The organism is Brachyspira aalborgi (assembly GCF_008016455.1).
GTDB lineage: Bacteria > Spirochaetota > Brachyspiria > Brachyspirales > Brachyspiraceae > Brachyspira > Brachyspira aalborgi.
Genome location: NZ_SAXU01000001.1, coordinates 1,471,710 through 1,486,373, shown reverse-complemented (window position 1 = coordinate 1,486,373; position 14,664 = coordinate 1,471,710). Strand labels below are relative to the sequence as shown.

General features: G+C 27.5%; 11 protein-coding genes. 8 read left to right on the top strand and 3 right to left on the bottom strand.

All coding sequences use genetic code 11. The features are described from left to right. Nucleotides 1-127 precede the first annotated feature (127 nt). The 6 genes from EPJ79_RS06675 (at nt 128) to galE (ending at nt 7,546) form a co-directional block, all read left to right on the top strand. Nucleotides 128-937, top strand: coding sequence for an undecaprenyl-diphosphate phosphatase (locus EPJ79_RS06675; RefSeq protein WP_147738908.1), 810 nt, complete (start codon nt 128-130; stop codon nt 935-937). An 18-nt stretch (nt 938-955) separates the two neighbouring features. After that, on the top strand, nt 956-4,264 hold the full coding sequence (locus EPJ79_RS06670; RefSeq protein ID WP_147738907.1) for a DNA translocase FtsK: 3,309 nt from the start codon (nt 956-958) through the stop codon (nt 4,262-4,264). Between the two features lie 107 nt (nt 4,265-4,371). Continuing rightward, nucleotides 4,372-4,812 (top strand): HI0074 family nucleotidyltransferase substrate-binding subunit, encoded by a 441-nt coding sequence (locus EPJ79_RS06665; RefSeq protein ID WP_147738906.1) that lies wholly within the window; start codon nt 4,372-4,374, stop codon nt 4,810-4,812. Then, nucleotides 4,809-5,123 carry a nucleotidyltransferase domain-containing protein gene (locus tag EPJ79_RS06660; RefSeq protein WP_147737636.1) on the top strand — a complete coding sequence of 105 codons (315 nt, stop codon included), beginning with the start codon at nt 4,809-4,811 and terminating at the stop codon, nt 5,121-5,123. The genes EPJ79_RS06665 and EPJ79_RS06660 overlap by 4 nt, the downstream gene beginning before the upstream one ends. 12 nt (nt 5,124-5,135) lie before the next feature. Next, nucleotides 5,136-6,305, top strand: a complete 1,170-nt coding sequence (locus EPJ79_RS06655; RefSeq protein WP_147738905.1) for a restriction endonuclease subunit S — start codon at nt 5,136-5,138, stop codon at nt 6,303-6,305. Between the two features lie 248 nt (nt 6,306-6,553). Then, a complete protein-coding gene (gene galE, locus EPJ79_RS06650; protein WP_147738904.1) occupies nt 6,554-7,546 on the top strand; it encodes a UDP-glucose 4-epimerase GalE in 993 nt (330 codons plus the stop codon). A gap of 8 nt (nt 7,547-7,554) precedes the next feature. Here the strand turns inward: galE and EPJ79_RS06645 are convergent, their stop codons facing one another. From EPJ79_RS06645 to EPJ79_RS06635, 3 genes are all read right to left on the bottom strand, one after another. Further along, nucleotides 7,555-8,931: a hypothetical protein gene (locus EPJ79_RS06645; RefSeq protein ID WP_147738903.1), complete on the bottom strand. Its 1,377-nt coding sequence runs from the start codon at nt 8,929-8,931 to the stop codon at nt 7,555-7,557. A 69-nt stretch (nt 8,932-9,000) separates the two neighbouring features. Then, the gene (locus EPJ79_RS06640; protein ID WP_147738902.1) at nt 9,001-10,866 is read right to left on the bottom strand and encodes a motility associated factor glycosyltransferase family protein; all 1,866 of its coding nucleotides are present in this window, start codon (nt 10,864-10,866) and stop codon (nt 9,001-9,003) included. Continuing rightward, nucleotides 10,863-11,750, bottom strand: a complete 888-nt coding sequence (locus EPJ79_RS06635; protein ID WP_147738901.1) for a polyprenyl synthetase family protein — start codon at nt 11,748-11,750, stop codon at nt 10,863-10,865. Before EPJ79_RS06635 ends, EPJ79_RS06640 begins: the two co-directional genes overlap by 4 nt. A gap of 317 nt (nt 11,751-12,067) precedes the next feature. Here EPJ79_RS06635 and purB point away from each other — a divergent pair, with 317 nt between their 5' ends. Beyond that, nucleotides 12,068-13,360: an adenylosuccinate lyase gene (gene purB, locus EPJ79_RS06630; RefSeq protein ID WP_147738900.1), complete on the top strand. Its 1,293-nt coding sequence runs from the start codon at nt 12,068-12,070 to the stop codon at nt 13,358-13,360. Nucleotides 13,361-13,364: 4 nt separating this feature from the next. After that, entirely contained in the window at nt 13,365-14,558 is a 1,194-nt protein-coding gene (locus tag EPJ79_RS06625) for an ATP-binding protein (RefSeq protein ID WP_147738899.1), read from the top strand. Nucleotides 14,559-14,664: the final 106 nt, after the last annotated feature.

Here is a 14,664-nt window from a genome sequence, read left to right as displayed (position 1 = left end):
GTTCAGTTTGATGCAATGCCTAAGAAGTTTAACTCGCCCACTCGGCGACTGCACGCTTTAGTTTACATAATTTTTTACTACTCTTTTTTTATTATTATCCGAAAAATTATATAGCGGGGTAGTTTAAATGATAAAACCGATAATTTTAGGATTGATACAAGCGATAACGGAATTTTTACCCGTTTCAAGTTCGGGGCATTTGAGAGTAGCGGAATATTTTCTTAACTTTAACGCTAATAATATTCTATCTTTTGAAATAGCGCTTCATTTTGGAACTTTTTTGGCAACATGTTTAATTTTTAGAAAAGACATTATAAATACTATTAAAGGATTTTTTTTAGGATTAAATAATTTCAAATATTCAAGCGAGCATAACGAATATTTTAGAATAGCGATTATGATTATAATAGCGTCTATTCCAATAGCTATAGTCGGACTTTTTTTAGAAAAATATTTAAGCAATTTGCCATTAAACAGAATAGGATTAAATCTTATAATAACGGGTTCTATACTTTTATTAACAAGAAAGACGGATTCTATAACCGAAAAAAAAGACGCTTTTACAACTACTTATTATAATGTTTTTATGATAGGAATAGCTCAAGCTTTGGCGGTTTTTCCTGGAATTTCAAGGTCGGGAATGACTATAAGCGTAGCGTTATTTTTAGGATTAAATAGAGATTTTGCAGGGAGATTTTCTTTTTTAATATCTTTGCCTGCAATATTCGGAGCTTTGCTTTTGTCGTTAAAAGATTTGAAAGATTTTAATATCGTTTATGCAATTGCTGGACTAATAACTTCTTTCGTATTTGGAATTATAGCTTTAAAGTTTTTATTATTATTTTTGAAACGAGGGAAACTTTTTCATTTCGGTTTTTACTGCATTATAGTAGGGTTTGCCGTATATTTATATTTTACAAATGTTGCCGTTAATTAGATTAATGGAGTTTTATTTATGATTAAATTTAATAAAAATAATTATAACGATAGAAATTCAATATTCGATGTTGTTGGTTTTTTATGCTTGCTTTTTGCAGGAATTTTATTATTGTCGTATTTCAGTATAAATAAAGAAAGTATAACTTTAAATGATAATATATCGCAGAATTTACTTGGAATATTCGGAGCTTATATTTCGGTTTATTCGTTTTTAGCTTTCGGTTATTCTTCTTTTATTTTTCCCGCATTTTTTATATATGTCGGAATTAGCGTTATACTTAAAAATTCTTCAAATAAAATTTCTCTGTCGGCTTTAGGCTCTTTTATTTTAATGATATTATTGAGCGTTCTTTTCGATATAACTTTGGGAGAGAGTATTTTTTATAAGAAAGGCGGAATGATGGGAAAGGTTATAGGAGAAAGTTTAATTTCTTTATTTGGAAAAACGGGCGCTTTTGTAATGGTAATTTCGGGATTGATTATTTTAACTATTATATTTGCTAAAGTTTCAATAATCGATTCTTTAAATTCTCTTAAAAATATTTTAGGAAAAATTGACTTAAAAAAAATAAAAGATTTTGAAAGTAAAATAATAAATGAAAATATAAATAAAACTAATTCAGATAATAATAAGAATGAAAAACTTAAAACTAAAGATTATTTGCCGATTTTTTATAAAAAAGAAATTTCAGAAATGAGTTTTAGCTCTATTCCGTTTATAGAAAAAGTAAAACAATCTAATAATTATTTTAATTCTTTTTCTTTTAATGAAGATGATTTTAGAGAAAAATTAAAAAGAAAAAATAATTCTTTTGAAAGTTTTTTTAGCGGTTTAAAAAAATCTTCAGATTATAATAATGACGATAAAAAAATAGACAGTATTGTAAACGGTTTGAAGAATAATAATTTTAATGTAAATACTATGGAAAGCGAGGAAGAAGATTTAGGAACTTCTTTGGCAAAAGCGGTATTCGGTAACGATTATAAAAACAATATAGAAAGAAAAAATAACGATTTTTTATCTAACTATTCTTTAAATAATAAAAACGATAGTTTAAATAATTTTAAAGACGAAGAAGAATTAGAATTAGACTTTAATATCAACAGAGCGAGAGTATCGGAATTTAAAAGAGCGATTTATGAAGATTCTATTTATTCAAAATATGCAAGATACGACAAAACAAATAATTTTATTAAAGCCAATAGAACCATATCGGACGATTATAGCGAATATTTATTAAGAAAAAAATATAAAGAAAATAATTCAAATAATTTCTTAAATAAAAAAGAAGAAGATAATTTGCAAAGTTATAATTTAGAAGAACATAATTTTGAAAATAAAATTGATAAAAAAGAAGAACTTAATCGCAAGAAAGAGGATATTCTTTCAAAATTAAGAAATATGGTTAATAAAAATAAAGAGCCAAATTATAATAAAGAATATGTTTCCGCATCCGATTTGGATAGACCTTTTGAATTTAATATGGGATATGCTTCAAAGCGAGAATATAATAGAGCGGACCATATACCTACAAATTATAATAATTATAATGCAGATGATAAACTTGAAGATTTTGATTTGGATGAAGAAGAATTATACAATACGGATAATAATTATATAGAAGATGTAAAGATAAAAGAAATTGATAATCATTTTATAGACGAAAATAAAAATGCATTTAATAATTTTAATAATGCGGAAAATACTAATTTTAAAGAGATAAAAGAAAATAATAACGAATTAGCGACTTTTATAAATATAGAATCCGATAAAAAAGTTAATATTATAAACGATAATCATAAAGCGATAATTAGAAAACATAGCGATGATTTAGATTTAATTCAATCTAATTTTGACGCTAAATATGTAGATAAACATTATAAACATCCGCCATTTGATTTATTAAATAGAGCGATTCCAATTAACGATAACGCTATGATGGAATCGATAAAACAAACCGCATTGCAACTTGAAAATACTTTGCTTGATTTTAATATCGAGGCTAAAGTTACGGGAGTTTCGCGGGGACCAGTTATTACGAGATACGAACTTGAACTTGCAGCTGGAACGAGAGTTTCAAAAATATCAAATCTTACGGATAATATAGCTTTGGCTTTGGCTTCAGAGAGCGTTAGAATAATTGCGCCGATTCCCGGTCGTTCGGTTATTGGAATTGAAATACCGAATAAAGTGAGAAACGCCGTTTATTTGAGAGAAGTTTTGGAAAGCGTGGATTTTAGGAATTCTAAATTAGATATTCCATTCGTTTTGGGAAAAGGAATTTACGGAAATAATGTAGTTTCGGATATGTCGGAAGCGCCTCATCTTTTGGTTGCAGGAACTACAGGAAGCGGAAAGAGCGTTTGTTTGTCTACAATAATTCTTTCGCTTTTGTATAAATTCCGTCCCGATGAACTTAAATTTATATTTGTAGATAAAAAGAGAGTAGAACTTTCAATTTATAATGGAATTCCGCATTTAATGTCGCCTGTAGTTTCTGACGAAAAAAAGGCTACAATCGTTTTGAGATATATTGTAGATATAATGGAAAAACGATACGAAAGAATGGAGAGATTTTTTGTTAGAAATGTTAAAACTTATAACGAAAAAGTAAAACAACTTATAAAAGAAGGCGAAACGGAATTTAACGGCGAGCCTTTAGAATTATTTCCTTATATAGTTTTAGTTATAGACGAACTTCACAATTTGATGGTTGTCGCTTCAAAAGAAGTGGAAGATTTAATTTCGCGTTTGGCGGGAATGAGTAGAGCGGTTGGAATACATTTGATAATTGCCACTCAAAGACCTTCGGCGGATGTTGTGACGGGAGTTATTAAGGCTAATTTGCCTACAAGAGTCGCTTTTCAAGTGCCGAATAAAACTAATTCAAGAATCATAATAGATATGTCTGGAGCGGAACAACTTTTAGGAAAAGGAGACGCTTTATTTTGCGCATCGGGAAGCCAAATGCCCGAGAGAATTCAAGGCGCTTTTGTTTCCGATAACGAGGTTAAAAAAGTTGTCGATTATTTATCGGGAGAAATGTCGCCTATGTTTGACGAGAGTTTAATAGCCGCTTTGGAAGGAAGCGATGGAGACGATAGAAATTCTGACGAAGAAAATATACTTGACGAAGAGTTATGGGAAGATGCAGTTAAACTTGTGACAAGAACAGGAAAAGCGAGCGCGTCTTTTTTACAACGCAGATTAAAAATTGGATATAATCGAGCCGCAAGAATAATTGAAATAATGGAAAGGCAGGGAATAGTAGGTCCTGAAAACGGAAGCAAACCGAGAGAAGTTTTAATTTCGTTGGAAGAATAAAAAATAATAAAAAGCTAATATCAATATCAAGGACTTTAAGCGAACTTATTTATTGACGAATAAAATATTTTCATTTATAATAAAATCAAAAAGGAAATATAATTATTATGCTTGAACTTGAGGCTTTAGAAAATTCTATTTCTGCTTTAGATAATTCCATAGAAGTTTACAAAAAAATATCTGATAATAATAACGATTTTAGCGAACATTTAGCAAACGATAAAAAATTAATCGATACTTTGCGTTCTGGAGTTATTCAAAATTTTGAAGTTGCTTTTGAACAAAGTTGGAAATTTATTGTTAGATGGCTCAATGAAAATGTAAGTTATGGCATAGCTCAAGGAATTACAAAAAAAGAATTATTTAGACTTGCAGCCGAACATTTGCTTATAGATAATGTTTCAAAATGGATAGAGTTTAAAAATTATAGAAATAGCACTTCTCATATTTATTCTGAATTAACAGCGGAAAATGTTTTTAAGTCGGCTTTGGAATTTCCTTCTTATGTAAAATATTTGCTTAAAAGATTAAAGGAGCATAATCAATGATTTCAGTATCTGCAGAAGAATACGATATTATAATAAATATTTTAAAGACTTATATTAAGAAAGGAAAAGTTTACGCTTTCGGCTCTCGATTCAAACATAATAATAGAAAATTTTCCGACTTTGATATAGCCATAGATATTGGCGAAAAATTATCTTTTGAATTTTTAAATATTTTAAAAGACGCTTTTGAAGAAAGCGATTTGCCTTATAGAGTGGATATTATAGATTATAATAATATAAGCGATAAGTTTAAAAATATCGTAGACAATGAAAATGAAATTATTTATAACGGCGAAATTTATCAATATTAATAAGGAATAATTATGAATAAATTACCTGCAGGTTGGGAAATAAAAAAATTAAAAGATGTATGCACAATTCAAGACGGAATACATAAAACGCCAAAATATACAAGTAAAGGTATAAAGTTTGTAAGCGTAGAAAATATTAATGATTTATATAATAATAATAAATTTATATCTGAAGAAGATTATAATAAAATGTATAAAATAAAAGCAAAGAAAAACGATATATTTATGACTAGAATAGGAGATATAGGGACGCCTGCCATTTTAAATAAAGATGAAAAATTAGCTTATTATGTTACATTATGCTTATTTACAAACATAGACGAAGAAGTTTTTAATAAATATTTATATTATGCTATACAATCGAATTACTTTAAAAAGGAGTTATATTATAGAACTTTACATGTAGCATTTCCTAAAAAAATAAATTTAGGCGATATAGGAGATTGTAAATTTATATTGCCTCCATTAGACGAGCAAAAACGCATTGCATCCGCACTTTCAAAAATTGACGCATATTTAGAAAATACAATTAAATTGATAGAAGAAAAAGAAAGATTTAAAAGAGGGATTGCTAAAAAATTATTGACTTGTAAAGAAGGCGAAAATATTCCCGAAGCGAGATTTAAAGGTTTTGAGGATGAATGGGAAGAAACTCAAATATTAGAATTTGTAAATAATAATATTATAAAAATAGAAAAAGGCAAATCGATTACTAAAAGTAAAATTGAAGAAGGCGATATTCCCGTTATTGCTGGAGGTAAAACGCCTCCGTATTACCATAATAAATATGATTATAATTTCCCTTGTATAACTATTAGCGCTTCTGGTTCTGCTGGCTATGTTTGGTTTCATGATTATAAAATATGGGCTTCCGATTGTCATGTTATATATACAGACAATAAAAGATATAATATAAAATTTTTATATCATTATTTAAAAAATATACAAGATTTAATATATTATTTACAAGTTGGCGGAGTTCAAAAACATGTTTATGCTAAAGATTTAATTAAATTAAATATACCGAATATAACTATTGAAGAGCAAGAAAAGATAGGCGGATATTTAAGTTTGCTTGATGAAGAAATTGATAATTTGAAAAAGCAAAAAGAATTGATTAAGGAAATGAAGAGAGGAGCTATGCAAAAATTATTGTCTGGCGAGGTTAGGTTGTTGGAGTAATATTCTAATAAAGAAAATGAATAAATTTTACATTTCAGTAATAAGGGAATAAAATTTCCTTTGTAAAATAGAATTTATAAAGTATTCTAATACAAACAAATTTTATTTTAAGAAGCATTATATTACGCGTTTATTAATTATATAAAAACTTAAATATAAGATTTAAATCTATTTTAAATATAACTATTTTGACATTTTTTACAATTTATTTATAATTATTTTGTATTATTAAATTTGGAGTATTAATTATGGCAGTTTTAATTTGCGGAGGAGCGGGTTATATAGGCTCGCATGTTTTTAACGAACTTTTAAATCAAAATATTGAAGCGGTTATAATAGATTCGCTTGAATACGGGCATAAAGAAGCTATAAAAGAATGCAAGAATTTTTATAAAGGAAATATTGGCGATTCTGATTTATTGAACGATATTTTTAAAAATCATGATATAGATTCCGTTATGCATCTATGCGCGTATATTGAGGTTGGCGAAAGCGTTCAAAATCCCGCGAAATATTATTTAAATAATCTTTGTAATTCGATTAATTTAATAAACTCTATGCTTAAAGCTAAAGTTAAGAATTTTATTTTCTCTTCAACCGCCGCCGTTTATGGCGAACCTGAAAGCATTCCTTTAAAAGAAGATTGCCGAAAAGAACCTACAAATCCTTATGGAGATAGCAAACTTGCTTTAGAAAAAATTTTATCCTGGTATTCAAAGGCTTACAATTTTAATTTTGTAGCTTTGAGATATTTTAACGCTTCGGGCGCTCATCCAGACGGACATATAGGCGAAGACCATAATCCAGAATCTCATTTAATTCCTTTAATACTTCAAGTGCCTTTGGGGAAAAGAGAATCAATAAAAATATTTGGAGACGATTATCCTACTCCAGATGGAACTTGTTTGAGAGATTATATACATGTATGCGATTTGGCTTTAGCTCATATAGACGCTATGAATTATCTTAAAAAAGGTGGAAAAAGCTTATCTTGTAATTTGGGAAACGGAAACGGATTTAGCGTAAAGGAAGTTATAGAGATTGCAAGAAAGATTACGGGACATTCTATACCTGCGGAAGTTTGCCCAAGAAGAGCGGGAGATTCTTCAGAGCTTATAGCGAGCAGCGAAAGAGCTAAAGAAATATTAGGATGGACGCCAAAAATAACTTCTTTAGAGACTATAGTAGAAACGGCTTGGAATTGGCATAAGAATCATCCAAACGGTTATAACGATAAATAATATTTTTATTAGTTAACTACAGTGTCGTAATAATTTACAATATACCAATATTCGCCCATTTGCCTTAAAACAAATATTCTTTTCACCACAGGGTCGTATATATGAGAGTTCTCCATATTAAAAAATCTATTAAATAATCTCGTTTCGACTTCCGCTCTTGGCAAACCATAATCTTCAGTTATCGTAATTTTATCTATTTTATAATCTAATAAAGTATATACTGTCGTGGAATTATATTCCTGTTGAATCATATTTAAAATAGTTCTATAATGATTTCTTTTTTGAATATCTTCCGTAGCGATTATATCTCTTTGAAGTTCCGCTATAAAGAGATTTCTAACCTGTCTATCATAAGCAGACACAAGATATTTTTTAAACTCTTCAAATAAAACTTTTCTATCTTCAGGCAAAGAAGTTCTGTATAAAATATCGAATCTTATTGCAAGCTCTTTTATATTGCTCGATTTATAAGCGTCTTCCAAATTATTTAAAAAGTTATTTCCAAAATTCGTTCTTATCATATCGGCGCTTATATTATCCGAAAATTGATTTCTTAAAAAAGCTTGAAAACTTAAATTTCTTGCTTTTTGTCTTACTCCAAAATCTGTAAAATCTTCCAAATAAGTATTGCTAAAATTATTTCTGTAAGTTTCGCTATATCTTTGGCTTATGCTTATAATCGAAGGCAAATGCATATAATTAAAATAATTGCTCCAACTTTTACTCTTCATAGAAAATAAAGTATTTGAAACAACTTGAGACGGATGATAAAATGGCAAATTATTATTATTCGTAATAGCGTCTATCGAGCGAGGATTTTGTTCGTTATATTGTCTTGGATAATCGACTAAAAAATAAGAAGTGTCCGCTATCATAGAAAAATTATCGCTTATATCGGGCATCGGATTAAAACTTCCTTCAATTCTATATCTTCCGATTTTATCAAATTGAAACCAATTATTTAAATCTATAAAATAAGAATAACTTTCTCCTTCTCTTAAAGTTATAACTCTATTTTGATTTATTCCCGCGCTTTTTTCGTTTTTATATTTCCATAGAGTATAATTATCCGAATTTACAATTTCGTTATTATAATTATCGTAGACCTTAAATTTATAATTATTAAAAGGATTATCAGAATTTGTAAAACTTACAGAGCCTTTTTTAGCGTATATTTTAATTTCCATAGTGATTGGTTCGTTTAATCTATATCTATTTAAATCAAAATGCATACTTATAATATAAGAAGACGGTTTAACAATATTATCGTTCGGATATAATCTCTCTATTTGGTCAAGCATAATTGTATCAAAAAAATTATCCTGCAAATTATTTTGAGCAAATAAAACCGAAAAAGTTAATATAAAAATGACTATATATTTCATAATCTAATTACCTTAAAAATACTATTATAATAATTTATCGGAAAAATGCCTAAATAATATAATATAAAATTATTTCAATTCTTTATATATTTTTATTAAAGCTCTTTTTATTATATAACGATTAAAATCAATACTTTCTTTCATAGCTTCGTAAAGTTTGTAAGAATTAACGATTGATTTGTCGTATTTTTCATCTTCAAAAATAAATCCTTCCGTTATCGCTTTAATAGTTTTTTGCATCGTTATTCCCAAAAATTCATTAACTTTGCTTATATTCAAAATCTTTATATCGAACTCGTTTAAATTTTCTAAAAGTTTATCGACTTTTCTATGTCTTTTTAATTCAGAATTTATTTTTTCGCATAATTCTAAAGCATTTAAAACATAAGGTTTAATTTTAGATATTTCGCCATCAATTTTTATTAAACCGTTTTTTATATTATTTAATATTTCGTTTTTTCTTTCAATATTTTTATTGTCTTTATCAATATTTATTTCAATGTCGTTAAATTTTTTTATAAGCTCTTCCAATTTTATATTTTCCATTCCGTTTATTATAATTCCGCCTTCCGTTGCGTTATAGAATTTAATTTTATTATTTTTTTCGCATTGCTCTTCATACCAATTTTTATACATATCGAATCTTGAATCCGTCCAAACTTTTTCATTATATATATTTTTTTCTTCTCTCAAATTTCCCGCTATTAAAACTTTATATATTCTGCTGTCATAAGAATCGAGTTTATATATTTCGGTAAAAAAATTTTCTTCATGATAACTTCCCTTTATATGCGTTTGATAATTTGGAAAAGATAAATCGAGTCCAACCATTATAATTGGATTTGCGCCTATTCTTATTGCGAAATCATAAGCGGCTGTAGAAACGCTTCCTCCCGTTGTAATATTTCCTCTGTCTCCCAACTCTTCCATAAAATATTTTGCCAAAGGAAATATTGAATTAATAAAATAAATCGCTCCGTTAAAAGAATCAATCGCTTCTTTATCAACCGAAGATTCTGCTATTAAAACCGATTCTTTAAAATTAACATTTCTAAAATATTTTGAATTTTTCTTTTGCGGGTCAATCGTTATAATGAAATGCGGCGATATATTATGAGAAAATAAAGGTTTTATTGCAGTGTCAACAGCTATAATTAAAGCTTTATTTTTCATCTCTTTTAATTTTCTTATATTTTTTTCTAAAGAAGGTCCAGCCGAAACTATAATAGCGGGAATATTTTTATATTTATCAAAAAATTTATTAACTCCATAATGAGTTGAAATTTTTGCCACATTTGAAGCGATATTATAAGCCCATAATTTATCGAATCTTGAAATTGTATTTATATTAATAATTTTTTTATCGACTATAGACAAAACTTTTGATTGATAAAATAAAGCTTCTTCGTTAAATAAAGTCGCATAAGAACGAGTTATAAAGAATTTTACTTTTTTAGTATTAGTAAGCGAAATAAATTTTTCTATATCTTCTATATCGTCTCCGCCTATAAAAAAAGTTATATTATCTTCAAGTATTTTATCTAACTTAAAATTATCAATAAGCAAATTAAAAAATTTTATCGAAGGTTCTATAACGGCTATATTAATATTTAATTTTTTAAATGCGTTAATCAAATAGCCAGCTCCGATTCCGAATATAAATACTAAATCTAAATCTTTTTCAGTTTCTTTTTTTATTTCATTTATTAAAGCGTTCGCTTCTTTTTCGGGGTTATAAGCGCTATGAAGAAAAATAGATTTTCCATTTTTAAAAACTTTAGCGGAATATTTTTTAGATTTTGTTTCGATTAATTCTAATGAAATATCTAAATTATCGTTTTTGTTTTTTAATAAATTCAAAAAATCAATCGGATAAGCTTTTATATTTTTTTTTATAGCGTCTAAATTTTTTATTCTAATATCGTTACCGCTCACGACTTTCTCTCAATTATATATTTTGCAAGTTCGATTAATAATAATTTGGCTTCATTATCTTTATATACGCTTAAATATTCTATTGCATTATTTATAGTTTCTTTAGCTTTTTCTTTAGCTCCTTCGATTCCAAATTGTTTGACATAAGTTAATTTTCCTTCTTTAGCGTCTTTTCCTGCAGTTTTTCCTAATGTTTCATTGTCTGAAATAACATCCAAAATATCGTCCCAAATTTGAAATGCAAGCCCAATGGCTTCTCCATATTTCGTTATATTTTCAATATCAATATTTTTTTTCTCTGAAGAAATAGCGCCGACTCTCGCAGCTCCTCTAATCATAGCGCCTGTTTTTTTTGCATGAAGAATTTTAAGCGTTTCAAAATCAATATTTTTTTCTTCAAAATATAAATCGATAAATTGTCCCATAACCATTCCTTGATAACCAGCGGCAAAACTTATTTCAAAAAGTAAACTTCTTAAAGTTTCGTTTGACACTTCGGATTTTGAAAGTATTTGAAATGCATGAGTTAATAAACCATCTCCAATAAGTATTGCGTTCGCCTCTCCAAATTTTACATGAGCGGTTGGTTTTCCTCTTCTCAAATTATCGTTATCCATAGAAGGCAAATCGTCATGCACCAAAGAATATGTATGAATTAATTCAAGAGATATTGCGGGAATTATTGTCTTTTTATAATCTCCTTCAAATAATTCGCAAGAGAGACAAGCAAGAATCGGTCTTAATCTTTTGCCTCCAGCTTCAAGAGGGTATTTAAGCGCTTCTATAAAAAAATTTTCTATATCAATATCGCTTTTCTCAAAAATTTCGTCTATATTTTTATTAATTTCTTTTAATCTTATATCTATATATTCTTTTAAGTTCATAGAAAATCCCACTATAATTTTATTTTTAATTATTATATAGAAAGACTTAAAAATGTAAAGTTTTTATTTTTTAGTAGAATATTATTTTTTTCTCAAATCGCTTATTTGGGTAGAAAAAATTAATTCTTTTATTAAAAGAAAGTCAAAATTTCTACTTATTTTTTTATGCCAAAAGTAAGCGAGGCTAAATCACGTTTTTTGTGAGTTAGTTATGTCAATCCACACAAGGAAATTATTATTCATTAAATATTGTCATTTGAACTTATATCGTATATAATATTTCAATACTATTAAATTAATATTCTTATGGAAAAAGTATGATTAAAAGATATACAAGAAAAGAAATGGGCGAACTTTGGAGTTTGCAAAACGAATTTCAAACAATGCTTAATGTCGAAATAGCGGCTTGCGAGGCGATGGCAGAATTAGGCGAAATTCCAAAAGAGGCTTTGAAAAACATAAAAGAAAAATCTTCGTTTACCGTTGAAAGAATAGCCGAAATAGAAAAAGAAACGAACCATGATATAATCGCTTTTGTCACGGCGGTTCAGGAAAATGTCGGAGAAGGCGGACAGTATATACATAAAGGACTTACTTCAAGCGATGTGAAAGATACGGCGCTTGCTCTTATGATGAAAAAATCCGCAGAAATAATTTTAGAAGATTTGAAAAAACTTTCGGAAGTTTTATTAAAAAAAGCTAAAGAACATAAATATACTTTATGCATCGGAAGAACTCATGGAATTCATGCAGAACCTATGACTTTGGGATTAAAATTTATTTTATGGTTTGACGAAACCGAAAGAAATATTAAAAGAATAGAAAGAGCAAAAGAAACTATATCGGTTGGAAAATTATCGGGAGCTGTCGGAACTTATAGCAATATAAATCCTAAAATCGAAGAATTGGTTTGCAAAAAATTAGGACTTAAAGCGGATAAAATTTCAACTCAAATAATTCAAAGAGATAGACACGCGGAATATTTAACAAGTTTGTCAATAGTGGCAAGTTCTTTAGAAAAATTTGCAACCGAAATTAGAAATTTGCAGAGAACCGATTTAAGAGAAGTCGAAGAATATTTTAGCGAAAAACAAAAAGGCTCTTCGGCAATGCCTCATAAAAGAAACCCGATTACTTGCGAAAGAATTTCAGGTTTGGCAAGACTCGTTCGCGCAAACGCTCTCGCTTCTTTAGAAAATATCACTCTTTGGCATGAAAGAGATATAAGTCATTCTTCGGTCGAGAGAGTAATTCTTCCCGATTCTACGATTACAGTCGATTATTGTTTAAATAAATTTACGGAAATAGTCGATAAACTTTTAATTTATCCGCAAAACATGAAAAATAATTTGGAAAAAACAGGCGGTTTAATTTTCAGTCAGAGAATTTTAATTAGCCTTGTAAGTAAAGGAATTTCAAGAAATGACGCATATTTATGGGTTCAAAGAAACGCGATGAAACGCTGGCTTAACAATGAAGATTTTAAAGATAATATTCATAAAGACGAAGATATAAAAAAATATTTGTCGGATAAAGAGATTAACGATTGTTTTGATTATGAATATTATTTAAGAAATATAGATTTAATAATGAAACGATTTGGAATATAAAATCATGCAAAAAGAATTAGACAAAATAAAATTAGGATTTTCAAGCGTTGTAATATTTAGAAATATTTTAAAAACTAAAGTTATAAAAAAATTATTAAAATTTTTAAATTGTGAAACTAAAGAAAATATTGATAATATAAAACAAATTGATTTATATTGCGAATTTTTATCGGAGTTATTTAAAAGCGATAATAATTTAGCAGATTTTATTTTATCTCAAATATTTTTAGACGATAATATTTATATAAGCAAATACATTTTAAAACAAGAAATAAATAATAATCTTAAAAAAACTTTTAAAAACGAATTAAACTTTTTTAAATATATTTCTTCTTTTGATTTTTCTTCGATTTTCAATAAAGAATATTCAAAAAATATAGCAGAACTTGAAATTAAAGAAATTGATTTTTATAAAATATATTTTGAGCATATAAAAAATATAGACAAAAAAGGATATGGAATATTTTATAATAACAATATGTTTGTATTAGACGATAAAAAAAATATTATCGCTGTAAAAAATAAAGATAATCAAGATATAAAAAAATTATACGGATACGAAATTGAAAGAAATAAAGTTTTATCAAATACAAAAATATTAATCGAAAGCAAAAAGGCGAATAATATTCTTCTTTACGGAGATGCGGGAACGGGAAAAAGCAGCACGGTAAAAGCGGTTGCAAATTTTTTCAAAGACGAAGGATTAAGACTTATAGAAATTAAAAAAAATCAACTTCATTTTATAACCGACATAATAGAAAAATTAAGTTGTAGCCCTTTGAAGTTTATAATATTTATTGACGATTTAACTTTTTCTTCAAATGACGACACTTTTTCTTACTTGAAAGCAATTTTGGAAGGCGGAGTAAATTCTTTTCCAAATAATATAGCGGTTTATGTTACGAGCAATTATAGACATTTGATAAAAGAAAATTTTACAGACAGAACGGGAGACGATATTCATATAGAAGATACGATTCAACAAATAATGAGTTTAACAAATAGATTTGGGATGATAATAACATTTCAAAGACCAGGAAAAGATTTATTTAAAGAAATAGTTTTATCTTACGCGAAAGAAAATAATATGAAAATGGATAAAGAGGAATTAATAAATCAAGCAGAAGCCTATGCGATTAGAAGCGCGGGAAGAAGTCCGAGAGTTGCAAAGCAGTTTATAGAATTACTTAAACAATAAATATTTAATTTTTAATCGTATCAAATTTAATAAAATAAATTATTCTAATCTATATAAAACTATGGCTTTAATAAAAGTAAAATTAAATTTGTTTTATTTTTGAAAT